The organism is Kitasatospora sp. NPDC051164 (assembly GCF_044455625.1).
Classification (GTDB): Bacteria; Actinomycetota; Actinomycetes; order Streptomycetales; family Streptomycetaceae; genus Kitasatospora.
Genome location: NZ_JBITFB010000044.1, coordinates 29,089 through 52,786 on the forward strand (window position 1 = coordinate 29,089; position 23,698 = coordinate 52,786).

Annotated in this window: 27 protein-coding genes and 1 riboswitch; of the genes, 9 read left to right on the forward strand and 18 right to left on the reverse strand. The window is 74.5% G+C overall.

The annotated features are described in order from the left end of the window. Positions 1 to 7 precede the first annotated feature (7 nt). Both ACIBEC_RS41500 and ACIBEC_RS41505 read left to right on the forward strand, forming a co-directional pair. On the forward strand, positions 8 to 658 hold the full coding sequence (locus ACIBEC_RS41500) for an XRE family transcriptional regulator (RefSeq protein WP_360505877.1): 651 nt from the start codon (positions 8 to 10) through the stop codon (positions 656 to 658). Positions 659 to 690: 32 nt separating this feature from the next. After that, positions 691 to 897, forward strand: a complete 207-nt coding sequence (locus ACIBEC_RS41505) for a DUF6126 family protein (protein WP_360505874.1) — start codon at positions 691 to 693, stop codon at positions 895 to 897. A gap of 65 nt (positions 898 to 962) precedes the next feature. Here the strand turns inward: ACIBEC_RS41505 and ACIBEC_RS41510 are convergent, their stop codons facing one another. Beyond that, positions 963 to 2,396, reverse strand: coding sequence for a PLP-dependent aminotransferase family protein (locus tag ACIBEC_RS41510; protein WP_360505871.1), 1,434 nt, complete (start codon positions 2,394 to 2,396; stop codon positions 963 to 965). A 36-nt stretch (positions 2,397 to 2,432) separates the two neighbouring features. Further along, positions 2,433 to 2,879, reverse strand: a complete 447-nt coding sequence (locus tag ACIBEC_RS41515; protein ID WP_360505944.1) for a carboxymuconolactone decarboxylase family protein — start codon at positions 2,877 to 2,879, stop codon at positions 2,433 to 2,435. An 81-nt stretch (positions 2,880 to 2,960) separates the two neighbouring features. Between ACIBEC_RS41515 and ACIBEC_RS41520 the strand changes: the two genes are divergently transcribed. Then, positions 2,961 to 3,863, forward strand: a complete 903-nt coding sequence (locus tag ACIBEC_RS41520; RefSeq protein ID WP_360505869.1) for a sigma-70 family RNA polymerase sigma factor — start codon at positions 2,961 to 2,963, stop codon at positions 3,861 to 3,863. Positions 3,864 to 3,967: 104 nt separating this feature from the next. Here ACIBEC_RS41520 and ACIBEC_RS41525 read toward each other — a convergent pair whose 3' ends face one another. From ACIBEC_RS41525 to ACIBEC_RS41535, 3 genes are all read right to left on the reverse strand, one after another. Further along, the gene (locus ACIBEC_RS41525) at positions 3,968 to 4,888 is read right to left on the reverse strand and encodes an undecaprenyl-diphosphate phosphatase (RefSeq protein ID WP_360505866.1); all 921 of its coding nucleotides are present in this window, start codon (positions 4,886 to 4,888) and stop codon (positions 3,968 to 3,970) included. Positions 4,889 to 4,988: 100 nt separating this feature from the next. Further along, the gene (locus tag ACIBEC_RS41530) at positions 4,989 to 5,177 is read right to left on the reverse strand and encodes a hypothetical protein (protein ID WP_360505863.1); all 189 of its coding nucleotides are present in this window, start codon (positions 5,175 to 5,177) and stop codon (positions 4,989 to 4,991) included. 103 nt (positions 5,178 to 5,280) lie between these two features. After that, positions 5,281 to 6,069 (reverse strand): NRDE family protein, encoded by a 789-nt coding sequence (locus ACIBEC_RS41535; RefSeq protein ID WP_360505861.1) that lies wholly within the window; start codon positions 6,067 to 6,069, stop codon positions 5,281 to 5,283. Positions 6,070 to 6,196: 127 nt separating this feature from the next. On the opposite strand from ACIBEC_RS41535, the gene ACIBEC_RS41540 reads away from it, so the two are divergent. Further along, a complete protein-coding gene (locus tag ACIBEC_RS41540) occupies positions 6,197 to 6,694 on the forward strand; it encodes a carboxymuconolactone decarboxylase family protein (protein ID WP_360505858.1) in 498 nt (165 codons plus the stop codon). Positions 6,695 to 6,705: 11 nt separating this feature from the next. After that, positions 6,706 to 7,524: an isocitrate lyase/phosphoenolpyruvate mutase family protein gene (locus tag ACIBEC_RS41545; protein ID WP_360505856.1), complete on the forward strand. Its 819-nt coding sequence runs from the start codon at positions 6,706 to 6,708 to the stop codon at positions 7,522 to 7,524. A 63-nt stretch (positions 7,525 to 7,587) separates the two neighbouring features. Here the strand turns inward: ACIBEC_RS41545 and ACIBEC_RS41550 are convergent, their stop codons facing one another. From ACIBEC_RS41550 to ACIBEC_RS41600, 11 genes are all read right to left on the reverse strand, one after another. After that, positions 7,588 to 7,845, reverse strand: coding sequence for a hypothetical protein (locus tag ACIBEC_RS41550; protein ID WP_360505853.1), 258 nt, complete (start codon positions 7,843 to 7,845; stop codon positions 7,588 to 7,590). Positions 7,846 to 7,875: 30 nt separating this feature from the next. Then, positions 7,876 to 9,009 (reverse strand): cytochrome P450, encoded by a 1,134-nt coding sequence (locus ACIBEC_RS41555; RefSeq protein ID WP_360505850.1) that lies wholly within the window; start codon positions 9,007 to 9,009, stop codon positions 7,876 to 7,878. Beyond that, entirely contained in the window at positions 8,973 to 10,445 is a 1,473-nt protein-coding gene (locus ACIBEC_RS41560; protein ID WP_360505848.1) for a cytochrome P450, read from the reverse strand. Before ACIBEC_RS41560 ends, ACIBEC_RS41555 begins: the two co-directional genes overlap by 37 nt. Then, the gene (locus ACIBEC_RS41565; RefSeq protein ID WP_360505846.1) at positions 10,442 to 11,077 is read right to left on the reverse strand and encodes an ATP/GTP-binding protein; all 636 of its coding nucleotides are present in this window, start codon (positions 11,075 to 11,077) and stop codon (positions 10,442 to 10,444) included. The genes ACIBEC_RS41560 and ACIBEC_RS41565 overlap by 4 nt, the downstream gene beginning before the upstream one ends. Next, on the reverse strand, positions 11,055 to 11,420 hold the full coding sequence (locus ACIBEC_RS41570; protein WP_360505843.1) for a DUF742 domain-containing protein: 366 nt from the start codon (positions 11,418 to 11,420) through the stop codon (positions 11,055 to 11,057). The genes ACIBEC_RS41565 and ACIBEC_RS41570 overlap by 23 nt, the downstream gene beginning before the upstream one ends. Then, positions 11,417 to 11,830, reverse strand: a complete 414-nt coding sequence (locus ACIBEC_RS41575) for a roadblock/LC7 domain-containing protein (RefSeq protein WP_360505840.1) — start codon at positions 11,828 to 11,830, stop codon at positions 11,417 to 11,419. Before ACIBEC_RS41575 ends, ACIBEC_RS41570 begins: the two co-directional genes overlap by 4 nt. Continuing rightward, positions 11,814 to 13,079, reverse strand: coding sequence for a sensor histidine kinase (locus ACIBEC_RS41580; RefSeq protein ID WP_360505941.1), 1,266 nt, complete (start codon positions 13,077 to 13,079; stop codon positions 11,814 to 11,816). Before ACIBEC_RS41580 ends, ACIBEC_RS41575 begins: the two co-directional genes overlap by 17 nt. A gap of 233 nt (positions 13,080 to 13,312) precedes the next feature. Beyond that, positions 13,313 to 15,577 carry a SpoIIE family protein phosphatase gene (locus tag ACIBEC_RS41585; RefSeq protein ID WP_360505837.1) on the reverse strand — a complete coding sequence of 755 codons (2,265 nt, stop codon included), beginning with the start codon at positions 15,575 to 15,577 and terminating at the stop codon, positions 13,313 to 13,315. 94 nt (positions 15,578 to 15,671) lie between these two features. Then, the gene (locus tag ACIBEC_RS41590) at positions 15,672 to 16,238 is read right to left on the reverse strand and encodes a TetR-like C-terminal domain-containing protein (protein ID WP_360505834.1); all 567 of its coding nucleotides are present in this window, start codon (positions 16,236 to 16,238) and stop codon (positions 15,672 to 15,674) included. 77 nt (positions 16,239 to 16,315) lie between these two features. Beyond that, entirely contained in the window at positions 16,316 to 17,143 is an 828-nt protein-coding gene (locus ACIBEC_RS41595) for an alpha/beta hydrolase (RefSeq protein WP_360505831.1), read from the reverse strand. A 168-nt stretch (positions 17,144 to 17,311) separates the two neighbouring features. Then, on the reverse strand, positions 17,312 to 17,602 hold the full coding sequence (locus tag ACIBEC_RS41600) for a YiaA/YiaB family inner membrane protein (RefSeq protein ID WP_360505828.1): 291 nt from the start codon (positions 17,600 to 17,602) through the stop codon (positions 17,312 to 17,314). Between the two features lie 196 nt (positions 17,603 to 17,798). Then, positions 17,799 to 17,957, forward strand: a riboswitch (cyclic di-AMP (ydaO/yuaA leader). 12 nt (positions 17,958 to 17,969) lie between these two features. Between ACIBEC_RS41600 and ACIBEC_RS41605 the strand changes: the two genes are divergently transcribed. Further along, positions 17,970 to 18,803 (forward strand): M23 family metallopeptidase, encoded by an 834-nt coding sequence (locus ACIBEC_RS41605; RefSeq protein WP_360505825.1) that lies wholly within the window; start codon positions 17,970 to 17,972, stop codon positions 18,801 to 18,803. A 63-nt stretch (positions 18,804 to 18,866) separates the two neighbouring features. On the opposite strand, the gene ACIBEC_RS41610 is transcribed toward ACIBEC_RS41605, so the two are convergent. After that, positions 18,867 to 19,742: a hypothetical protein gene (locus ACIBEC_RS41610; RefSeq protein WP_360505822.1), complete on the reverse strand. Its 876-nt coding sequence runs from the start codon at positions 19,740 to 19,742 to the stop codon at positions 18,867 to 18,869. A gap of 42 nt (positions 19,743 to 19,784) precedes the next feature. Here ACIBEC_RS41610 and ACIBEC_RS41615 point away from each other — a divergent pair, with 42 nt between their 5' ends. From ACIBEC_RS41615 to ACIBEC_RS41625, 3 genes are all read left to right on the forward strand, one after another. Further along, the gene (locus tag ACIBEC_RS41615; RefSeq protein WP_360505819.1) at positions 19,785 to 20,357 is read left to right on the forward strand and encodes a GNAT family protein; all 573 of its coding nucleotides are present in this window, start codon (positions 19,785 to 19,787) and stop codon (positions 20,355 to 20,357) included. Between the two features lie 210 nt (positions 20,358 to 20,567). Then, positions 20,568 to 21,308, forward strand: coding sequence for a sensor domain-containing protein (locus tag ACIBEC_RS41620; RefSeq protein ID WP_360505816.1), 741 nt, complete (start codon positions 20,568 to 20,570; stop codon positions 21,306 to 21,308). A gap of 88 nt (positions 21,309 to 21,396) precedes the next feature. After that, positions 21,397 to 22,152, forward strand: a complete 756-nt coding sequence (locus tag ACIBEC_RS41625) for a hypothetical protein (RefSeq protein WP_360505813.1) — start codon at positions 21,397 to 21,399, stop codon at positions 22,150 to 22,152. Positions 22,153 to 22,158: 6 nt separating this feature from the next. Here ACIBEC_RS41625 and ACIBEC_RS41630 read toward each other — a convergent pair whose 3' ends face one another. Beyond that, the gene (locus ACIBEC_RS41630; RefSeq protein WP_360505810.1) at positions 22,159 to 23,346 is read right to left on the reverse strand and encodes a hypothetical protein; all 1,188 of its coding nucleotides are present in this window, start codon (positions 23,344 to 23,346) and stop codon (positions 22,159 to 22,161) included. Positions 23,347 to 23,698: the final 352 nt, after the last annotated feature.

Here is a 23,698-nt window from a genome sequence, read left to right on the forward strand (position 1 = left end):
TGGGCACATGACCACCAGCTCCACCGGTACCCCCGCCACCGGCACCCCCGCCACCGGCGACCAGCTCGACGACCAGGAGGTCGCCGGCCTCGCCGCCCGCCTCCGCGAGCACCGGCTCAGCAGCCGCCTCACCCTGGAGGTGGCCGCCGCGCGGATCGGACTGTCCCCAGCGTATCTCTCCCGGCTGGAGACCGGCCGGCGCCAGCCCTCGCTGCCCGTCCTGCTCGGCCTCGCCCGCGCCTACGGCACCTCGGTGTCCGGCCTGCTCGGCGAGACCATGGCCGAACCGGACCCGGTGGTCCGCGGCGGCGCCATCGAACCCGGCCGGGCCGGCGGCTGGGGCTACCGCCGGGCCGGCGCCCCCGGCCGCGCCATGCAGGCCCTGCGGGTGCACGTCCCGCCGGGTGTCCAGGACTCGGTGGTCCGGGTCCACCCCGGCGAGGAATGGCTGTACGTCCTGCAGGGCGCACTCCGGCTCACCCTCGGCGACCGTGTCCACCACCTCGCCGTGGGCGACTCCGCCCACTTCGACTCGCTCACCCCGCACTGCATCGCCGCCGAGTCGGACCACGGCGTCGAACTGCTCTTCGTCCACACCCTGCTGCAGAGTCCCGGCGGCGAACTCTGCCTCGGCGGCGGCCCCGCCGCGAACCACTGACCTGCCGTCAGAACACCTCGGAGGAGATCCCCATGGCCGATCCCGCCACTGCCACCCCGGCCCCCGCCACTGCCACCCCGGCCCCCGCCGCTGACACTCCCGCCGGCCCGAAGACCATGGACGCCGGCAAGTGGGCCAACAAGCGGGTCTACCTCCGGCTGGTCATCTACACCGCCGGCATCCACGTCTTCGCCGGCTTCATCATGCTCCTGTTCGAACTCGGCAGCCGCAACAAGTAGCCGCCCCCGCCGCCCGCCCGCCCCCACCCCGAGGGAGGCGGGCGGAACCCTTCGCCCACTCCTCCTCACGAGCCGCGCAGCAGGTCGCAGAGGGCCTGCAGTGCGGCCGGGAAGGCGTGGTCGGGCGGGGTGCCGTAGCCGATGACGAGGGAAGGCGGGGTGTCGGTGGGGGTCGGGGTGGCGCGGTGCCAGGTGAGGCCGTTCAGGGAGAGGCCGACGGCTTGGGCACGGGCGAGGAGTTCGGCTTCGGGGGTGGAGCCGGGCGGGAGTTGGAGGACGGCGTGCAGGCCGGCCGCGATGCCGGTGACCCGGACGTGCGGGGCGTGTTCGGCGAGTGCGGCGACCAACGTGTCGCGGCGGCGCCGGTAGTGGAGGCGGCAGCGCCGTACGTGGCGGTCGTACGTGCCGGAGGTGATCAGCTCCGCCAGGGTCAGCTGGTCGAGCACCGGGGACATCGTGTCGGCGAGCACCTTGAGCCGGGCGACCGGTTCGACGAGGGCGTCCGGCAGGGCGAGCCAGGCCAGCCGCAGGCCCGGCGCGAGGCTCTTGGCGGCCGTTCCGGCGTACACGACGCGTTCCGGGTCGAGTGCCTGCATGGCACCGAGCGGTTGCCGGTCGTAGCGGAACTCGCCGTCGTAGTCGTCCTCGATGACGTACCGGTCCTGTTCGCGCGCCCACCGCACCGCCTCCGCCCGCCGTTCGGCGGAGAGCGGGGCGCCGGTGGGGTACTGGTGGGCCGGGGTGAGCAGGGCGGCGCCGGGGCGGGTGTCGAGCCGGTCGGTCCGGGCGCCCTCCTCGTCCAGTGGCAGCGGGACGGTGGTGAGTCCGGCGGCCCGGGCGATGGCGTGCTGGGGCGGCAGCCCGTACTCCTCGACGGCGAGCGCCTGGGCGCCGCGCTGCCGCAGGGCGGTGCAGAGCAGGCCGAGGCCCTGGGTGACGCCGGAGCAGATGAGCAGGTGGTCGGGGTCGGTGCGGACGCCCCGGACCCGGGCCAGGTAGTGGGTGAGGGCCTGCCGCAGTTCGATCCGGCCGAGAGGGCTGCCGTAGTCGAGGGCTTCGTGCGGTGCGGTGGCGAGGGCGCGGCGGGCGGCGGCGAGCCAGGCGGTGCGGGGGAAGAGCGAGAGGTCGGGCCGCCCGGACATCAGGTCGTGCCGGACGGGCCGCCGCCGGGGCTCGGTCCGGGTGGTGGTCCGCCGGCCCGGGGCGGGCGGGTCCGGCACGGTCCGTCCGGCGACGGTGGTGCCGGAGCCCTGCCGGGAGTTCAGCCAGCCTTCCGCGGTGAGCTGGCCGTACGCCTCGACGACGGTGTTGCGGGCGATCCCGAGGTCTTCGCCGAGGGCCCGGGAGGAGGGCAGTCTGGTGCCGGGGCCGAGTCTCCCGTCCTGGACGGCCTCGCGCAGGGCGTCCTCGAGGGCGGCCCGCAGCCCGGTTCCGGCGGCGCGCCGCTCGGTGAGGTCCAGGTGCAGGTCGCCGCCGAAGGAGGTCCAGGAGCCGGTCACGCTCCCATTCTCGCGCGGGGGAGCGGCCCGCCGGGTTCACCAGGTGGTGCCGGCGGGCTCTTCGATGGTGGTGTTGATGCGGTTGAAGAAGTTGGTCAGCGCGATCATCAGGATGATCGCGGAGAGCTGCTCCTCGTTGAAGTGGTCGGCGGCGGCGTCCCAGATCGCGTCCGGGACAGCCTTGCCGGAGCGGTCGGCGATGCGGGTGGCGGCTTCGGTGAGTTCGAGGGCGGCGCGTTCCTCGTCGGCGAAGAACGGTGCCTCGCGCCAGGCCGCGACGGCGTGCAGCCGCTTGTCGGTCTCGCCGTGCTTCTTCGCGCCGTTGACGCCCGAGAACACGCAGGCGCTGCAGCCGTTGATCTGGCTGACGCGCAGGTGGACCAGTTCCAGGAGCTGCGGGGCGACGCCGCCCTGGTACGCGGCCTTGTAGATGGCCTGGATGCCCTTGATCGCGTCCGGCAGGACCATGGCGGGGTTCTTCATGCGGGCGGTGGTCACGGTGATCTCCTCTTCGGTTAGCGTCCGTCACTGGACCGACGGATCCCGACGCGAGGATGTGACAGCGTGAGCGAGGAAATTTCTCCGGCCGAACTGGCCGTGCTGGCAGGGCGTTTCGAGGCGGAGCGCCCGCAACTGCGGGCGGTGGCCTACCGTATGCTCGGGTCGATCGCCGAGGCCGAGGACGCCGTCCAGGAGGCCTGGCTGAAGCTGAGCCGCAGCGACGTGGGAGAGGTGCGCAACCTCGGGGCCTGGCTCACCAGGGTGGTCGGCCGGGTCTGCCTGGACCAGTTGCGCTCCCGCACGTCCCGTCGGGAGGACCCGCTGCCGGAGCAGGACGGGCAGGTGCGGTTGCCGGACCCGGTGGTGAGCGGGCTGGCGGCGTTGGACCCGGTGCACGAGATCCTGGTCGCCGACTCGGTCGGGATCGCGCTGATGGTGGTCCTGGAGGCGCTGTCCCCGGCGGAGCGGGTGGCCTTCGTGCTGCACGACATGTTCGAGGTGCCCTTCGACGGGATCGCCGAGGTGCTCGGCCGTACCGCGGCCTCCACCCGGCAGCTGGCCAGTCGCGCCCGCCGTCGGGTGCAGGGCGCCACCCCGGCCGCGGACGCCGACAACGCCCGCAAGCGGGAGGTGGTGGAGGCCTTCCTGACGGCCTCCCGGGGCGGTGACTTCGATGCCCTGCTGACCGTGCTGGACCCGGACGTGGTGGCCCGTTCCGACGGCGGCACGCTGGTGCCGAGCGTGCTGCGCCGGGGTGCGGCGGACGTCGCCTCGCAGGCGATCGCCTTCGCCCGCTTCGCCGCCGGCGGCGCTCTGGTCCTGGTCAACGGTTCGCCCGGGGTGGTGTCCTTCGCCGAGGGCCGTCCGCTGTCGGTGATGTCGTTCACCATCCACGAGGGGCGCATCACCGAGATGAACATCCTCACCGACCCGACCCGCCTGGGCGCCCTGGGCCTCACCGTCTGAGGGCGCGGCCGGTGCTCCGGGCCTGTCCGGCACCCCGCCCGCCGGGCCCGGAGGGCCGCCCACCGCGGCGCGTCCCGCCCGGTCCGGCCGTTCCCCGTGGGTCGTCAGACGGACAGGTAGACCGCGCTGCCGACGCCGGCCAGGAAGCAGTAGACCGCGAACGGCGTCAGGCTGCGGGTCTCGAAGTACTTGGTGAGGAACCGCACCGAGACGTACCCGGCGACGAAGGCCGCGATGCTGCCCGCGGCGACCGGGCCGAGCACGGCGGAGTTCTCCGGCTTGAACAGCTCGGGGACCTTCAGCACCGAGGCGGCCAGGATGACCGGGGTGGCGAGCAGGAAGGAGAAACGGGCGGCGTCCTCGTGGTGCAGTCCGCGCAGGATGCCGGCGCTCATGGTGACGCCGGAGCGGCTGATGCCGGGGAACAGCGCGAGAATCTGCGCGGCGCCGATCCAGGCGCCCTGCCCGTAGCCCAGCCTGGTGAGCCGCTGGTCGGAGGCGACCGCCGGGTCCAGGCCCGGCCCGTCGACGGGGGCGGCGTGCCCGGTGGCCCGACGGCGGCCGGTGCCGCCGCGCTTGAGCCGTTCGGCGCCGAGCAGCACGAGCCCGTTGAGGGCGAGGAAGACGGCGGCCGGGACGGGCTTGCCGAGCGCGTTGCGCAGGGCCTTCTCCAGTACGAGGCCGGCCACGCCGACCGGGATGGTGGAGAGGATGAGCAGCCAGGCGAGCTTCTCGTTGCGGCTCTCCACCCGGCGGTGGCGGATCGAGCTGAGGAGCCCGCCGACGATGCGGACCCAGTCGTTCCAGAAGTACACGACCAGCGCGAGCGCGGTGGCCAGGTGCAGGGCGACCAGGGCGGCGAGGTAGGACGAGCCCTCGGCGGTCATGTCGAGGTCGTGCTGGATCTTCCCGCCGATCAGGGCGGGCAGCAGGATGCTGTGGCCGAGGCTGGAGACCGGGAACAGTTCCGTCACACCCTGCAGCAGGCCGACGCCTATCGCTTCCGGGTAGGTCAGGGTGGACATCGCGCACCTTCGCTCGGGGGGTCGGCGGCCGGCCTGATCCGGTGGCCCTCGCGAAGCTACTACGGGCATGTAGACGCCCGGCAGTCCCGCCGCCAGAAGTTCACCGACCGTACGTCCGGGCGACATCGGCGCCGAGATGGTGGATCAACGCCCCTGCTACGACGGCCAGTACGGTGGGGGACGGGACGGCCCGGTGCGCCGCGTCGCCGAGCAGGACGACGGCGCTCACCGCGAGCGGCGTGCCCACCAGCGGCAGGGCGACGGTCAGGACGGCAGGCAGGCGGTGCATCGTGGCTCCTCGGGGTGCGGCTTCGGGCTCGGCGCACGCCACGATGCCGCCTCCCGCAACGTCAGGTTCAAGTCCCTGACGCCGTAGCCGCCGACGGCGGGCCTCAGGAGACCGCCACCCGCTGCCAGCCCGACCCGTCCGCCGCTGCCGCCGCCGGCGCGGCCGCGAAGTCGTACCGCAGTCGGTCCGGCCCGAGCGCGAGCAGCGAGATCGACGAGGAGCCCCAGATCCGCCCGTCGCCGAAGTCCCGCCGCTGGATCAGCGCCGCGTCCTCGTCCGGCGCCAGCCCGTCGCCGGAGACGATCGGCAGCCACCCGCCCCAGGCCCGCGCGGCGGGCCCGTCGCCGGTCGGCTCGGGCCGGGGCGCGGCGGTGAAGCGGGCCCGGAAGTGGGCGGCGCGGGCGGCCATCAGCGCGCTGATCCGCTCGGAGGCGGAGCGGTTGGCGGCCAGGCCCTCCAGCCCGTCGTTGAGCACCACGCTGAGGCCGACGGGCAGTTCGCGCTCCGCCAGACGGTTGCCGTCCCAGCCGGCGACGGTGGCACCGTCCGGGCGGACCAGGACGAGGTGGAAGGGGTCGTACGGGGTGAGGTCGAGGTGGCCGATGCCGCCCTCCGTGACGGCGGTGAGCGGCAGTCGGCCCCGGGTCCGCCGGGAGTCGGCTGGGGCGAGCGGGCCGAAGCCGTTCAGCAGGCAGGCGGCGGTGCGCCGGGCGGGGTCGACGGCCAGCCAGGTGCCGCCGGCCGCGAGGTCCAGTCCGCCGAGCAGTTCGGGCCGGTCCGGCCAGTGGTGGTCCGGCGGCAGCCAGGCACGCCCCAGGTACTCGTCCCGGACGGACAGCAGCAGCACCGGCACCGCCGCACCCGGCTCGATGCTGACGAACGCCGTGCACACGACCCTGTCCCCTGACCTCGTCCTCCCAGCGATCCTCGCACGCCTGTTCGTGCACCGGAAGTGGCCCAAGGAACCCGGCACCCAATGCACCAGTGCGACGGGCCACCGACTGCCTAGGCTGGCAGCCATGACGACGACGAACGAGACCGTGACGGCGGACGGGACCCACGCCCACGTGCCCGGCCCGGACCAGCGCCTCTCGATGCCGGAGCACGCCCCCGCCTACTACCAGGCGATGGTGGCCGTGGACCGGGCCTCCCGGACGGGCCTCGACCCGGTGATCGTCGAGCTGGTCAAGCTGCTCGCCTCGATGATCAACGGCTGCGCCTTCTGCATCGACATGCACTCCACCGACGCCGTCAAGCAGGGCGAGCGGGAGCACCGTCTGCTCTCCCTCCCGGCGTGGCGCGAGACCCCCTGGTTCACCGCCCGCGAGCGCGCCGCCCTGGCCCTCACCGAATCGGTCACCCTGCTGACCCAGGGCCACGTGCCGGACGCCGTGTGGGCGGAGGCCGCCGGGCAGTTCGAGGAGGCGGAGCTGGCCCAGCTGGTCGCGCTGATCGCCACCATCAACGCGTGGAACCGGATCGCCGTCAGCACCCGCATGAGCCCGGCCGCGAAGTGAGGAGCGGGGACATGACGACGCTGACCGCCCAGCAGGAGAAGGCCCGGCTGCTCCGGGAGCTGCACCGCCCGGGCGAGCCCCTGGTGCTGGCGAACGTGTGGGACGCGGCGAGCGCCCGCCTGGTGGCCGTCGCGGGGGCCCGCGCGGTGGCGACGGCCAGCGCGAGCGTCTGCTGGTCGCTCGGCAGTCCGGACGGCGGCGGCGCCGACCGCGAGCAGGTGCTGGCCAGGACCGCCCAGGTGGTCCGGTCGGTCGACCTGCCGGTCACCGCCGACCTGGAGAGCGGCTACGCGGACACCGCCGCCGGGGTCGGCGAGAGCGTCACCGCGCTGCTCGACACCGGCGCGGTCGGGGTGAACCTGGAGGACGGGGGACGCCCCCTGGAGGAGGCCGCCGAGCGGATCGCGGCGGCCCGGGCGGCGGCCGACGCGGCCGGCGTCCCGCTCTTCGTCAACGGGCGCACCGACGTGTTCCTACTGGGGATCGGCGCCCCGGAGAGTCGGCTGGACGAGGCGGTCCGCCGGCTGCGGGCGTACGTCGAGGCGGGCGCGGACGGCGTGTTCGTCCCCGGCGTGGCCGACCCGGAGACCATCGCCGCCCTGGTCGCGGCCGTCCCGGCGCCGCTGAACGTGCTGGCCGGCCCGGGCTCGCCGTCGGTCGCCGAGCTGGCGAAGCTCGGCGTGGCCCGGATCAGCCTCGGCCCGGGTCTGGCCAGGGCGGCGTACGCGGCGGTCCGCCGGGCCGCCGAGGAGGTGTACGCGAGTGGCACGTACACCGCCCTCGACGGCGGGCTGACCTACCCGGAGCTCAACGGGCTCTTCGCCGGCTGAGCACCTCGAACCGGGCGGCCGGCCGTTCGGGGGTCGGTCGGCCGCCCTCGGCTGACCGGGTGGTCAGCCGATCTGCCCGCTGAGCCCGGGGTGGCTCATCTGGTTGGTGCCGACGGCCTCCACCTCGTCGGCGGTGTGCCCGACCACCGGGAGCTTGCTCGCGGTCTTCAGAGCGAGGTCGGCGGGGGAGAGGCTGAGGCCGTCGGTCAGGCCGCCGGTGGCGTCCGGCGAGGAGGCGGTCTGGGTGGCGGCGGAGGCCGCCGGGGCGGCGATGGCGAGGCCCGCCATGGTGAGGGCGGCCAGAGTGGCGAGTTTCTTCATGCCCTGCCGAACGACCCGGCCGCCCTCAGGTCACCGGGCGGCGCCGACCGTCACCCACAGGGTGCGCACGCTGTTGCTGACGAACGACGCGATCGGCTCGTTCGTCCGGCCCTCCGCCAGGGCCAGCCCGGGGAAGCGCGTGAACAGGTGCCGCAGCGCCGTCTCGGCCTCCAGCCGGGCCAGCCCGGAGCCGAGGCAGAAGTGCGGGCCGTGGCCGAGCGACAGGTGCCGGGCGGGCCGGCGGGTGAGGTCGAAGCGGTCGGCGTCGGGGTGGTGCCCGGCGTCGCGCCCGGCCGCCGCGTACGAGGCCAGCAGTGCCTCGCCGCGCCGGATCACCACGTCGCCGACCTCGATGTCCTCGACCGCGTAGCGCAGCGGGAACTGCCCGACCGGCGAGTCGTAGCGCAGTGTCTCCTCGACCACCGCCGACCACGGCTGCGCGCCGTCCAGGACGAGCCGCAGCTGGTCCGGGTGGGCGAGCAGGGCGCGGACGGCGTTGGTGATCAGGTTGAGCGTGGTCTCGTGCCCGGCGACCAGCATCAGCAGCAGGGTGCCGACCAGTTCGGCCTCGCTGAGCCGCTGCTGGTCAAGGCTGTGGCCGGCCTCGCGGGCGGCGATCAGGTCGGTGGTCAGGTCGTCACCGGGCGCGGCCCGCTTGGCCGCCACCACCGAGGCCAGCAGCGCGTTCAGGCCCCGCTGCGCGGCGATGGCCGCGGCCGGGGTGGCCGAGCTGGAGACCAGGGTGTCGGACAGCGCGTGCAGCTCGTCCTGCTGCTCCAGCGCGAGGCCGAGCAGTTCGCCGATCACCTGCATCGGCAGCGGGTAGGCGAAGTGTGTGCGGAGGTCGAACTCGCCCTCCAGCTTCGCGACCTCGTCGAGCAGCGTGATGGCCCTGGCCTCGATGGCGGGCGCCAGGGCGGCTATCCGGCGCGGCGTGAAGGCCTGCGAGACCAGTCCGCGCAGCCGCCGGTGGTCGTCCCCGTCGGCGGTGACCATGCCGGGTACGGCGATGAAGTTGGTCAGCGGCCAGCCCTCCGGGAGCCGCCCTTCCCGGAAGGTCGTCCACAGTCCGGCGTTCTTGCCGACGCGGGGGTCGGCCAGCAGCGACTGGAGGGTGTCGTGGTGGGTTATCGCCCAGACCACCACCCCGCCAGGGAGCTCCACCAGGACCGCGGGGCCGGCCGCGCGGAGTCGGGCGTTCTCTCCGTGCTGGTCGCTTCCGAAGGGGTCGAGTCTGATGGGCTCGGGGCGGGTTCCTGCGGAGTCGACGGTGGTGTCCATGCGGGCCTCTCGGGGGCTGGCGGGCGGGGCGGGGTGAAGGCGCTGTACAGCACCGGAAGGGCGGTCAGGGCCCGTGACCACGGGGACGGGCGCCAGGCCAGTTCGCCCGACGGGACGGCGAGTTGGAGGTCCGGCAGGCGGTGCAGCAGGGTCTCGACGGCGGTCTCGGTGATGATCCGGGCCGGGTGCTGGGCCGGACAGACGTGCCGGCCCGCGCCCCACGCGAGGTGCGCCCGGTTGCCGCCGAGGGAGCCCTGGGCGGCGGCGGAGACGCCCTGGGCGGCCGGGTCGGCGTTGGCCGCGGCCAGGCCGAGGACCAGCATGTCGCCGGCGCTGATGTACTGGCCGCCGAGCACGGTGTCGCCGGTGGCCCAGCGGCCGGGGAAGTTCTGCGTCGGCGGGTCCCGCCAGAGCACCTCTTCCAGGGCGTCGGAGACGGTGAGCCGGCCGCCGGTGAGGGTGGCCCGGAAGCGCCGGTCGGTGAGCAGCAGCCGCAGCGTGTTCCCGGTCCAGTTGATCGAGGTCTCGTTGCCCGCGACCATCAGCACCACCAGGTGGTGCACCGCCTCCTCGTCGGTCAGCCCGGCCGGGTGGGCGAGCAGCCAGGAGGTGAGATCGGCGCTGGGCGCGGCCCGGCGGCGCCGGACCAGGTCGACCAGGATCGCCTGGAACTCGGCACCGGCGCGCTGCGATTCGGCACTGCTGTCCACGAAGTGGCTGATCAGTTCGACCAGTCGGGGGCCGGCCTCGGCCGGCAGGCCGATCAGCTGGGTGAAGACCAGCAGTGGCAGCCGCCGGGCGTACTGGGTGATCAGGTCGGCGGTGCCGTCCGGCCCCCAGCTGTCGATCAGGCTGTTGGCGGCGGCCTCGGTGGTCCCGCGCAGCTGGTGGTGGTCGATCTGGGCGAGGGTGTCCGAGACGGCGGAGCGCAGCCGCTGGTGCTCGGCGCCGTCCAGGTTGAGCAGGGTGGGCCGCCAGGAGGTCATCGTCAGCAGCCGGGAGTTCCCGGGCAGCCGGCCCTCGGCGGGCACCCGCCAGCGGCGCGAGTCCTTGGAGAACAGCGCCTCGTTGCGGGTGAGTTCGAGCAGTTCGGCGTAGCCGAGGACGAGCCAGGCCTCGACCCCGGGCTCCAGCTCGATCGGCGCGACCGGGCCGTGGCGTTCGCGCAGCCGGGCGTACAGGCCGTGCGGGTCCTCGGCGACGGCCGGTCCGTACAGCGGGGTCAGCGGCACGCCGACGGGCAGTCCGCTGCCGGGCGGGCGGCCGCCGCCGTGCGCGACGGGGCACCCGGAGGGCATGGGGGGTTCGGGGGCGCTCATCCCTGCAGCTCCAGGATCGAGCTGCGGTGCAGGTGGTCGACGAAGTCGATCAGCAGGTCGTAGGACTGCCGGCGGTCGCGCGCGTCGCAGAACAGGATCGGCACGTCCGGCAGCAGGTCCAGCGCCGTGCGCAGCTCCTCCTCCGGGTAGCTCGGCGTGTCCGGGAAGGTGTTGACCGCCACCGCGAACGGGATGCGCTGCTCCTCCAACCGGCCGAGGACGTCGAAGCTCTCGTCCGGTCGGCGCAGGTCGACCATGGCGATGGCGCCGAGCGCGCCGCGCGACAGGTCGTCCCAGAGCGGCCAGAACCGCTGCTGTCCGGGCGTGCCGAACAGGTACAGCGCGAGCCGCGGGTTGAGCGTGATCCGGCCGAAGTCCAGCGCGACCGTGGTGGTCGTCTTGGTGTCGTGCCCGGTGAGGTCGTCGACGCCGCTGCTGGCGGCGGTCATGGTCTCCTCGGTGCGCAGTGGGGTGATCTCGCTCAGCGAGCCGACCAGGGTGGTCTTGCCGACCCCGAACGGGCCGGTGACCAGGATCTTGACCGCGCCCTGCACCGAGGACGGCAGGTACTGCGGCCCGTCGGCCGCACCGGCGGCCTCGGGGACGGCTTCAGCGGAGTTGGCGGAGGCCAACGAGCACCTCTTCCAGGAGGGTTGTGGGCAGGCGTTCGGCCTGCGGGACGGGCGGGAGCACCTGCACGGCGCCGAGGTCCCACAGGTCCCCGACCAGCACCTTGACGACGCCGAAGGGCAGCCCCAGGTGGGCCGCCACCTCGGCGATGGACAGCAGACTGTGGCAGAGCCCGAGGATGCGCCGGTGCTCCCGGTTCAGGAGCACGTGCTCGGGCAGTTGCGGCGGTTCGGGCCGCCCTAATGGTCCGGGCAGGACGCTGACCAGGCTCTCCACGGCCAGCTCGGCCCGGGTGGAGCGGCTGCGCCCGCCGGTGATGACGTACGGCCGGACCGGCCCGCTCACCGGTGGCCCCCCGCCGCGTGGTCGACCCGCGGCGGGCTGGTGAGGTGGGTTCCGATCCGCTCGACCAGGACCTGCATCTGGTACGCGACGAGGCCGGCGTCCACCGCCTCGCTGGTCACGACGGCCAGGTGCGCCCCGGCCCCGGCGGCGACGATGAAGAGGTAGCCGCCGCCGTACTCGATGATGATCTGGCGGGTGGCGCTGCCCGGCCCGCCGAAGCCCGTCGCGACGCCGCGGGCCAGCGACTGCAGTCCGGAGCAGGCTGCGGCGAGCCGTTCGGCGTCCTCGCGCGCGATGCCCGTGCTGCGGCCGATCTCCAGGCCGTCGTTGGAGACGACGACGGCGTGCTGGACCTGCGGTACGGCGATGATGTCGGCGAGCAGCCAGCCGAGATCAGGGGTGGTGGTCATGGAACTCTCCGGAGCGCTGGGGAAGTCGGGGGGAAGCAGGACGGGAAGGGTCGGAGGGGGCCTGGGCCCGGGCGGCCGATCGGCCGCTGGCGGTCCCGGCCTGGAACATCGCCATGAACGCCTGCGCGTCCCGGGCGGAGCGGTACGGCGGGGCGGGCGGCGGCGGGGGAGCGGCGTGCTGGGCGGGGCGATCGGCGCGGTCGCGCCGGTGGCTCCGGCGGGGCAGCGGCGGCGGGGTGTCGCCGAGCTGGGGGTCCCGACCGGGCGGCGGGGTCTCCACCAGGGGGTGACCGACGGGAGAGGCCGGTCGGGGGTCGGGGTCGAACGTCCGGTCGTCCGGCCCGAGGCCGGGGACGGTGGGCGGCAGCGGCTCGGTGAGCAGCGCGTTCGGCAGCAGGACGACCACGCGCACACCGCCGTACGGTGAGGGCGCCGAGCTGAGGGTGACCCGGAAGCCGTACTGCTCGGCGAGCCGGCCGACCGCGGCCAGGCCCAACTGCGGCACCTCGCCCAGTCGGGAGACTTCCAGGGTGCTGCCGCCGGCGAGCGCGGCGGCGGCCTTGGCGACGGCCTGCTCGGGCATGCCGACGCCTCCGTCGTCGATCTCGATGACGGCGCCGTTGTGCACCGGCATCAGCGTGACGAACACCTGGGTGCTGGGCGGGGAGTAGCGGGTGGCGTTGTCCAGCAGTTCGGCGATCGCGTGGATCAGCGCCTCGGCCGCGGCGCCGACCACCGCGGTCTCGATCCGGCTGCGGACCACCACCCGCTGGAACGGCAGGATGCGGGACTGGGCGCCGCGGACGACGTCCTCCAGGGTGACCGGTTCCGGCCAGTGCCGCCCGGCCCGGGCACCGCACAGCACGGCCAGGGTCTGGGCCAGCCGGGCCTGTTGGGCGGCCGCGTGGTCGGCCTTGAGCAGGCCCTCCAGCAGCGCCGGGTCGTCGTGGGTGCGCTCCATCTCGTCCAGCAGTGCCTGCTGGTCGTGGGCCATCACCAGGATCCGGCGGGCGACGCTGAGGAAGGCCCGCTGGGTGGAGGCGGTGTGCTCCTGCTCCTGCTGCACGGCGGCCAGTTCGGTGTTCCGGCGGCTGTGTTCGAGGAGGAACTCCTTGCCGGCGATGTGCAGCGAGAGCTGGAGGCTGTCGGCACGGCGGCGCTGGGTGACGGACACGGCGCGGTACCGCGCGGCGGCCACGAGGGCGAGGACGGCGAGTACGCCGGTTGCCGTTACGGACCACTGAGTCATCGTCACGCGGCGAATTCTAGGGTGATGATCCTACGAAGGTGTGAACGGATCTCGCCAAGTGACCGGATCTCGTCAAAATCGCGCCAATCCGCCCCCAACCCGGACTCGTTCGCCCTCGATCGCCGCACCTGACGAGACCTCGGGACGGCGCCGCCAGGCCGACCGCGGTGCGGTGGCGTCACGCCGGATGGCCGATTCACATCCCGGGATGTGTGGGACCTGTGTGCAGGGTGTTACGGAAGGGGCGTCGTCCGATGCAGGAGCAGCAGCGCCACGTCGTCCGGCCGGGACCGCCGCTCGGTCACGTTCAGGGTGAGCAGGTCGGCCAGCCGCTCCAGCGCGGGCGCCGGACCGATCCGCCCCGGCCCGGTCTGCCGGGCCCACAGCTCCAGCCCGCCGAGCATCCGCTGCACCGACTCGTCGTAATCCTCCTCGCGGTCCTCGACCAGCCCGTCGGTGTACGCCAACAGCGTCTCGCCGGCCGCCAGCCGCTCGACCGCCAGCGGGTACGGCCGCTCCGGGGCCACGCCCAGCGGCGGCCCGCCCGGCAGGTCCAGCTCGACGGCCCGGGCGCCGGCGGTGATCCGCACCGGCGCCGGGTGGCCGGCCCGGGCCGCCGTCAGCTCGCCGTCGGCCGGGTCCAGGGTCAGGTAGAGGCAGGTCGCGAACAGTTCGGTGTCCAGCTCGGCCAAAAGCCGGCTGGTGCGGGTCAGGGTGGCGGCCGGGTCGTGCCCGTCCGTCGCGTACGCCCGCAGGCCGCTGCGCAGCTGGCCCATCACGGCGGTCGCCTCGGCGTTGTGCCCCTGGACGTCGCCGATCACCAGCCCGACCCGGCCGTCCGGCAGCCGCAGCAGGTCGTACCAGTCGCCGCCGATCTGCATGCCCTCGGTGCTCGGCAGGTAGCGGGCGGCGCTGGCGATCCCGGGCAGCCGGGGCAGGGTGCGCGGCAGCATCGCCCGCTGCAGCTCGGTGGCCCGGTGGTGGTGGGTGTCGTACAGCCGGGCCCGCTCCAGGGACTGCGCGAGGATGCCGGCGAAGGCCGCGTACAGGGTGCGGTCCTCGCGGCTGAACACCCGCTCGGCGGCGAAGGTGATCAGGCAGGAGCCGACCTGCTGCCCGGAGGCGACCAGCGGCAGCACCGCCCAGGCCGCCGGGGTGAGCGGGTCGTGCCGGGCGCGGGCGGCGGAGGGCTCGCTGAACAGCGGGGCGGAGCGGGCCGGCGAATGCTGCATCACGGCCTCGGACAGGTCCGCCAGCCGGGTGAGCTCGGTGCGCCGCGGGCCCCCGTACACGGTGTGCGAGACGGGCAGCAGCCGGCCCTCGTCCACCAGGTCGAGGACGATGCCGGCGGCGCCGAGGGCCGGCCGGGCGATGTCGGTGACCGCCGCGGTGACGTCCCGGACGGTCACCGCCCGCGACAGCACCCGGGTGAGCGCCAGCAGCAGCGCCGTCCGGGCGGTGGCGGGCGAGCTCCCCTCGTCGGTCGGCGGCCGCTCCCGGTGACCGACGTCCGCGAGCAGCCCGGCGATCCGCACCGGCCGCCCGTGCACGTCCAGCATCACCTCGCCGGACTCCTCCACCCGCGCCACCTTGCCGCCCTGGCGCTGCACCCGGTAGCCGATCCGGTAGTGCCCGCCGGCGGCCAGCGCCTCGGCCAGCGCGGCCTGCACGTCCGGCAGGTCCTCGGGGTGGACCAGGCGGTCCAGCTCGGGGGCGGCGCCGTCCGGGGAGACCGGCCGCCCGGCCACCCGGAACGCCGCGGCGTCCCAGTAGCTCTCCCCGGTGACCAGATCGCGCTCGAACGCGCCGTGCCCGGCGGCCCGGACGGCGAGCGACAACAGCGGATGGGCCGACCCGGCGGGGCGGCCGTCCGCCCCCTCCGGCACCGGGCCGTCGGATAACCGGACGCCCTGCGGTGAGCGGGCGCCCTGCGGGAGCCGGGCGTCCGCGGCGTGGTCGAGCAGGTGGTCGATCCGGTGCGCGCAGGCCTCCGCGATCGTCTCCAGGACGTCCATGTCACGGCGCGGGACGGTGCCCCGGTGGGCCAGCGCGAGCGCCAGGACACCGACCGGCCGCTCGTCCACCACCATCGGCAGGGTGATCACGGTGACCATCCCGGTGCCCATGCCGGCGTTCCGGTTCGGGTAGTCGATGCCGGTGTGCTCCGGGCTGAGCAGGTAGGGGCGGCGCAGCCGCAGGGCCATCGCCGCGGGTAGCTCACCGGCCGGATCGACCACGCCGTAGCGCTCGTGCGCCCGCTCCGGCAGCCCGTGCGAGACGGTCAGCCGGAGCATCCCGGCGGCATCCGGCAGGTAGAGCGCGGAACCCTCGCCGGTGATCCAACTCGGGCCCTCGGCCAGGACGGTGCCGAGCAGTTCGGCGGCGCTGGTGCAGCCGAGCAGCAGGCGCACACAGCGCATCGCACTGCGCGTGGTCGAACCGCTGAGCGGGGTCCGGCGCTGGTCGGGAGTCCGGCTGTCGTCCTCGGAGGGGGGCACTGATTCTTAATACCCCATTTCCCCGGACGGTGGAGGGTGACCGAGCCGCCGCACCGGCCCCCGCCCACCACGGCCTGCGCACCTGGTCGGGCCGCTACGCCGGCCAGGTGCGCAGGCCGGTGGTGAGGGCGGTGATGAGGCGGTCCTGGGTGGTGGTGAGGTCCTCGGCGAGTTGGAAGGCGCCGGCGGTGGTGAGGGAGGCGAAGCCGTGGGCGAGGGAGCGGACGGTGCGGGCAGCGTGGATCGCCTCGGAGCCGTCGAGGCCGTACTCCCGCAGGACGGCGACGATCACGCCGACGAGCCGGGCGGCCGCCCGGGCCAGGTCGTCGTCGGACTGCGGGGCCTGGGGGAGGGCGTTGTAGCGGTGCGGGCGTTCGGTGGCGTACGCGTGGTAGGCGCGCAGGACGGTGGCGACGGCGTCGTCCCCGCTGCGGCCGAGGGCGGCGTCCGCGAGGCGGTCAGCCAGTTCCTCGGTGACCCGGACGGCGATCAGCTGCCGCAGTTCGGCGAGGCCGCCGCTGACGTGCTTGTACAGCGAGGGGGTGGCGACCCCGGCCCGGGCGGCGACGGCGGCCAGGGTGAGGGCGTCGGCGCCCTGTTCGTCGATGAGGGCGAGGGCGTGGTCGACGACCTGGTCGGGGGTCAGTCCTACGCGGGGCATGGTTTCGGCTTCTCCGTACGGAAGTCGGGCGACGGGTCGGGTCGGACGGCGGCTCGGTCGGGCGGCCGGGCCGGCGGTCAGGCGAGTTCGGCGAGGAAGGGCAGCAGGGCGTCCGCGGTGGCCTGCGGGTTGTCGGCCATCGGGTAGTGCCCGGACCCCTCGATCATCGCCTTCCGCGCGCCGAGTGCCGCGACCTGCCGGTCGGCGACGAGTTCCGGCTTCGGGAAGTCGGGGTCCTTGCTGCCCATGACCACCAGCGCCGGGCACCGCACGGCGGCCGTCCAGCCGGCCGGCGACGAGTCCCCGGTGACGTATCCGCGGGTGGCGGTCTTGCGGCCCGGGGTGCGCAGGGCGGCGACCAGTCCGTTCACGTAGCCGTCGAAGTCGGCGGGCTTGGCGCCGGGGAAGGCCATCCGGCGCAGGTAGAAGCCCCAGAAGGCGGGCCAGTGGACGAGGGCCGCGCTCATCAGGCGGAGGGCGCCGCGCATCAGGGCGCCGGGCTGCGGGTTCTCGACGAACGCGTCGATCAGGACGATCCCGGCGATCCGCTCCGGGGCGTCCCCGGCGGCCTTGACGACCGTCGCGCCGGTGTAGGAGTTCCCGGCGAGGACGGCGCGTTCGATGCCGAGGTGGTCGAGCAGGGCGAGGACGTCGCCGGCGATGGCGGCGGGGCCGTAGTCGTCCCAGGCGATGGAGGATTCGCCGAAGCCGCGCAGGTCCATGGTGACGACGCGGTGGCCGGCGGCGACGAGCAGCGGGCGCAGGTGCCGGTACGCGGCCCGGCTGTCGAGCATTCCGGGGAGCAGGACGACGGGGGTGCCGTCGCCCTGTCGGGTGTCGTCGAAGGCGATCCGCCCGCCGGGGACGGTCAGGTACTGGGTGTCCGGGCTGATGGGGGCGTTCATGGTGGGCCTCCTCGGTCCTTCGCTGCGACATCGGCGCTGCTGCCGATAGCCATAAAGCTAAGGCTAATAGCCTTAGCCGTCAAGCCTCCGGCCGAAGAGAGTCTCGAAGGAACTGTCGAAGAGGGCGTTGAAGAGGGCGTCGACGGGAGAGGGGAAGGCCGGCTCGCCTCAGATCCCCTCGGGCTTGAACGGGTCGTGCTCGCTGAGCAGCTTCTCCAGCCGGGCCTGGTCGACCCGGCTGACGATCTCGTTCGACTCGTGCCGGTCCCGGATCACCTTCGCCAGGGTGAAGGAGGAGGTGACGGTGTAGAGGAGGCCGATCCCGAGGAATGCCCGGGTCCACCCGCCGACCGGCAGGTAGGCGATCCCGACGGCGAGGGCGGTGCCCGACAGGGCGAAGGAGAGGATGGCCTGGATGTAGTACGCGGCCGTCGTGCGGTTCTGCATCGGTGCGCTCATGGCGTCAGGATGCGGCCGCCCGGCCGGGCCGCACATGAGTAGGAGTACTCAGATGGGGTGCTCGTATGAGGGGTCGTTCGTTGACGTCCGATCACTCGCTCCACTGCCGTCCCGGACGGATGGCTTGGAATCAGGGCGTCCTAGGATTAACGTTTGATAACGCAGCGCGGTCGTCAACGCCGTTCCCAGACGGCACCGTGCGCCGTCGCCTAATCCCGCCGACCGGCCTCCGGGCAGGTCAGGGAGCCGGGGAACCATGTTCCTTGGGGTGAATCGGCGGGGCTCCGGCCCGGCCGTAGGAGACCTTCCTGCTCCGAACCCGTCAGCTAACCCGGTAGGCGCGAAGGAAGGAAAGGAGCGCGCCTCCGTGGCGTCGACGCACACCCCGGCACACCCGGCCGGCCCCGCAGCCGGTACCCAGCTCCTCGACCACCCCGGCGCGGACGGGCCCGAGGCCCTCGGCCCGGAGGCCGAGGCCAACCGGCACCGGATGCCGCGTCAGACCCGCGGCGCCTCCCCGCTGCTCGGCGTCACCGCCGTCGCCGCCACCCTCGGTGCCACCGGCTTCGCCTCGGCCACCCCGGCCGTCGCGCCCGCCGTCGAGGCCCCCGACGAGACCCCGGTCGCGCTCGCCGCCGACCCCGGCCTCGCGCTCGCCGCCCGCATCCAGCAGCAGGCCGACAGCCAGCGCACCGCCGCCGAGGAGGGTGCCCGCGTGCAGGCCGCGCAGGAGGCCGAGGCCAAGGCCGCCGCCAAGGAGGCGGAGGCCAAGGCCGCCGCGACGGAGGCGGAGGCCAAGCGCGCCGCCGCCCTCACCCTCCCGGTGAAGGACTACCGGCTCTCCGCCCACTACGGTCAGAGCGCCCGCTACTGGGCCAACCTGCACACCGGCCTGGACTTCGCCGCCGACACCGGCACCCCGGTGTACGCGCTCGGCCAGGGCACCATCACCTCGGCCGGCTGGTCCGGCTCGTACGGCTACCGGATCGTCGAGACCCTGCCCGACGGCACCGAGATCTGGTACTGCCACCTCTCCTCGATCATCAAGGGCTCCGGCGGCGTCGCCTCCGGCCAGCAGATCGGCAAGGTCGGCGCGACCGGCAACGTCACCGGCCCGCACCTGCACCTGGAGGTGCGCCCCGGCGGCGGCGCCCCGGTCGACCCGGAGCCCTGGCTCCAGCAGCACGGCCTCAACCCGTAACGGACACCCGAAAGCCCCCGGTCGCACGCTCGGTTCGAGCGGCCGGGGGCTTTTCGCGGCGTCTCACTCCTCCGCGGGCAACTGCGCCACGTACGCGTCGATCTCCTCCTGGCCAGGCTCCGGCGCCAGCTCGGGGAACTCCGCCACCAGCAGCCGCGGCAGCCCCGGCACCGTCCACTCCCCGAACAGGTCGAGCGCCGCGTCGACCGCCGCCTCCTCGAACTGCCCGAAGTCACCGGCCAGCTCGTCCGGCATCGGCCGCCCGAGCGCGGTCAGCTCGGCCAGGTTGCGGTAGCTGCGCCGCATCAGGCCCTGCTCCAGCAGCCGCCGCGCGCCGTCCGTGGCCATGCCGACCGACAGCACCCGGCCCGGTCCCCAGCCCCGCTCGTCCGGCTCGTCCAGCCAGCCGGCCGGCACCAGCGACTCGTACGCGGCCAGCCGCTCCTCCTCCGGGAGCTCGCCGAAGCCGGTCAGCCAGTGCCGCACCGCCGCCTCGTCCGCGACGTCCACCCCGTACGCGTGCAGCAGCAGCGCGTACAGCCGGGGCCAGGTCACCAGGTCGGCGCGGCGCAGCAGTCCGGCCGCGACCTCGCCCTGCCACTCGGCCTCCGCGTGCAGCCGCTCCTGGCGCTTGGCGTTGAGCCGCCGGACCGCCCGCTGGTGGTCGATCAGCAACCGGACCGCGTCGCCGTACGCGAGCGGGTCCTCCTCGGGGGTGGGTTGGACGTACAGGTGGAGCCGCTCGTACAGCAGGTGCTCCACCGCGTCGGAGGTCAGTTCGGGCCAGCCGTCGTGCATCCTGCCCTCGCCCAGCTCCAGCAGCGCCAGCACCGCGCGCAGCGGCGCCTCGGCCACCGGCGTGCGGCCCTGCTCGGCCGCCCAGGCGAGCAGGTCGGCGGCCCTGGTGCGCGGGGCGAGTCGCAGGTCTTCGTCGTTCATAGTCCGAACGGTAGCCTCCGGGGGCCGGTAGGGTCGGCCGCCATGGTCCCCGTACGACTCACCGGCCCCCGGCTGGCCATCCGCGAGTACCACCACACCGACGGCGACGTGGACGCGCTGCACACCCTGTTCGGCGACCCGGAGGTCACCCGCCACCTGCCGTTCGAGCCGTACGACCGCGAGACCTGCGCCGACCAGATCGAGCTCTACCTGGAGGAGGCGATGGCCGGCGAGCGGGACACCTACCGGCTCGCCGTCACCAGGCTCGCCGACGCCGAGGACCCGCAGGACGCGACCCCGATCGGACACGCCGCACTCACCCTCGGGAAGCACCGCGCCGCCGACCTGGGCTGCGTCCTCGGCCGCGATTTCCGGGGCCGAGGCTACGCGGGCGAGATCACCGGCCTGCTCTGCGACTTCGCCTTCCACACCCTGGACCTGCACCGGCTGACGGCCTCGGCCGAGGTGGGCAACACGGCCTCCGCCAAGGTGCTCACCCGACTCGGGTTCCGGCTGGAGGGGCGGGCCCGGCACGACCGGCTCGAGAACGGCGTCCGCTCCGACTCGCACCTCTTCGCGCTGCTCGTCGACGAGTGGCCGGGCCCGACCGGCTGAACCCCCACGGCGCGCCCGTGTGGCCAGGGAGACCGGCGGGCCGGGGGACCGGGGGCCGGGGGACCGGGGGCCGGGGGCCGGGGGCCGGGGGGTTAACCCCACCCCAGATCCGCCAGGCCTCCGGATGCCGCCGCGACCTGCGGTCCGGCCAGACTGGACGACGTCAGCGAGCACGAACGACCGTCAGTACGAGGGGCCGGGGGCCGGAACATGAGCAGCAGCCGAAGCACACGGGACCACGAGTGGGACGTCCTGGACGGTCACGGCGACGACCCGCGCCCCGCCCGGGCCCACCGGACCGGACAGCCGCCCGCCTTCTGGACGGCGCCGTTCTCCGCGCACTACTACCGCGAGGTCGGCTACGTGCTCAGCGGCCTGCCGGTGGCGATCGCCGGCTTCGCCGTCGCGATCACTCTGTTCTGCCTCGGCCTCGGCACCTTCGTCACCGTCCTCGGCCTGCCCGTGCTGGCCGGCCTGACCATCGCCGCCCGGGGCTTCGGCCGACTGGAGCGGGCCCGGGCGCGGGGCATGCTGGCCCTGGACGTTGCCGGCCCGAAGCCGGTGCGCCCGGTCCGCCCGGGCAACTGGGGCGCGATCACCGCGCGGCTGGCGGACGGGGCGGGCTGGAAGGCCGCGCTGTACCAGGTGGTGATGTTCCCCTGGGCGATCTTCAGCTTCACCATGACCCTGGTGTTCCTGCTGCTCGGCTGGGCGATGGCGCTCTACCCGGTCTACCACTGGGTCTTCCCGACCTACACCGGCTGGCGCGGGTACCAGCTGTTCGACTACACCGACGGCCACCACGTCCGGCACGTCTACTACGTCGAGGGGATGTGGCAGATCGCCGGGTTCTCGCTGGTCGGGGTGGTGCTGGTCTTCCTCACCGCGCAGCTCGTCCGCGGCCTGACCAACGTCAACCGGGCCGCCGCCCAGGGCCTGCTCGGCCGCTGACCAGGCGCTGACCGTCCGGCCCCGACTCGGTCCCGGCCCCGTTCGCACTCCGGATGCGGACGGGGCCGCCGCGTGTTCGGATGACCGCGTGGCCGCCCCAGGCATTCCCCCCGAACCCCCGGACGTCCTGGTCACCTCCCGCCCGCTGGACGAGTACTGCGCCCTGTTCGACCTCACCCGGGCCCAGCTCGCCGCCCTCCCCGGGCCGTTGCTGGACTGCCCCGGCGGCGCGGCCGGCCTGGCCGCCGAGGCGCGCGCGCTGGGCTGCCGGGTGATCGCCGCCGACCCGGCGTACGCCCTGCCGCGGCCGGTGGTCGCGGACCGCGCCCGGGCCGCCCGGGCGGCGATGGCCGTCGCGATGGCCGCCCGCCCGCACCTCTACCCCGCGCCCCGCCCGCACCGGCCCGAGCGCTACCTGCGCAGCTGGGACCGCGCCCGCCGGCTGTTCGCCGCCGACTCGGCCGCGCACCCGCAGCGGTACGTGGCCGCCGCGCTGCCCCGGCTGCCTTTCGCGGACGGCACCTTCGCCCTCACCCTGAGCGGCTACCTGCTCTTCGCCTACCCCGAACTCTTCGGCCCCGAGCACCAGTTGGCCGCCCTGACCGAGCTGGTCCGGGTCACCTCCTTGGGCGGCGAGGTCCGCGTCCAGCCCCTGCACGACGGCCGGGGCCGCCGCTGCGGGCACCTCGACCCCCTGCGGTACGCGCTCGGCGAGCGCCGGATAGCCAGCGAGGTCCGCCGCTTCCCCCGGGCCGAGGACGGACGCACCCGCCGCGTCCTGGTCCTGCGGGCCGCCGACCGCCGCCGGGCGGAGGCCGGGCAGCCCGTGCCCGCCGCGCTGTAGGGGCCGCTATGCAGACGGCGTGGCGGGCGAGGCGGGCGACGTCGGCGCATCCGGTGCGGTCGGTGCATCGGGTGCAGCCGAGCCGGACGGCTGGGATGGCTGGGTCGGCTGGGGTGCCTGGGGCGCCTGGGCCTGCTGGGCCGGCACGAAGGCCGTCACCTGCAGCCGGGAGAGGATCTTCTCGGCCAGCCAGCTGCGGTCCGACCCGTACGGGATGCCCCGCGGATCGACCAGCTGCGCCGCCACCGCGTCCCGCAGCCGCTGCGCCTCGGCGGCCGGCAGCCGGGAGAGCAGTCCCCGGGCGGCCAGCAGCGCGTGGTATTGCTCGAAGCCCGAGCGCGGGTGCTCGATCGCGTCCAGCACGCTCGCCAGGTCCGCGAGCGACGGGTCGCCCTGCATCAGCGCGAGCGCCTGGATCCGCCGGCCCTCGGAGCCGTCCGTGAAGAGGCCCCGCACCTGGTCGGCGGTCAGCGCCGACCGCCGCGCGGTCGAGCGGACCTCGGCCACCACGCCCGCCGGCCCGACTGGCGAACCCGAGGCGGGCGGCAGCTGCCCGGCCAGCGCGGCGGGGTGCTCCGCGCTGCCGCCCAGCAGCCCGAGCTGCTGCATCGCGCGGACCCGCAGGTCGTCCGCACCCACCTTGTCGCCGTGCCGGTCGCGGTCCTGCCCGGCGAGGAAGAGGTCCAGCGCCCGGTCGGCGTCGTTCAGCGCCCGCGGCAGCGCGAGCCTGGTCACCAGCCAGCCCGCGAGGAAGCCGAAGACCAGGAAGTAGAGCACCAGGGCCGCCGCGAACGGCACCGCGGCGTCGCCCCCGCCGAGCGTGGGCGCCAGCGCCGACCCGAGTTCGTGCAGCCGCTCGCCGAGCGACCCGAGCTGGGTCAGTCCGACGCCCAGCAGCACCTTGGTCAGCCAGTCCGAGACCTGCTCCAGATTGGTGTTCGGCGCGTACGAGCCGTGCGGCTCGCCCGAGTCGCCGCGCACCCGGGGCACACCGAACAGGAAGCCCAGGCCGCCGCCGAGCACCGTCGAGGCTCCGGCCACCACCAGGCCGCCGCCGAGCGCCTGCCAGGTCTGGTCCCGGCCGAGGGCGAACAGCAGCAGCCCGATCAGCCCCGTCCCGGCCAGTACTCCGGAGGCACCCCACTGCGCCGTCCGCAGCGCCGATCCGCCGCCCAGTCGTCGCGCCTTCGTCATCGCCTACCCCCTGTGTCCGTGCCGCTCCGCTCCGGAACCCCGCGCCGACTCTAGCGCCGCGGCCCCACCCCGGAAACGTCCCGGGCACGCCCCGGCTACGACACGGGGGAGCACCGACTGCGACACGGGTGCCCCGGCTGCACACGGGTGCCCCGGCTACGACACGGGGAGCACCGACTGCGGCGCCAGGAGTCCGCGGGAGTCCGGGCGCCCCCGGAAACGCAGACGACCCGCGGGCTACTCCTCCGCGCCGGCCCGTGCACTGGCCAGGCGCCGAGGCACCGGGGATGTTCCGGTGAGCCCGCGGGCCGGGTGACTGCTATGGATTTCGCCTGCCGGAGGCCAGGGGCCT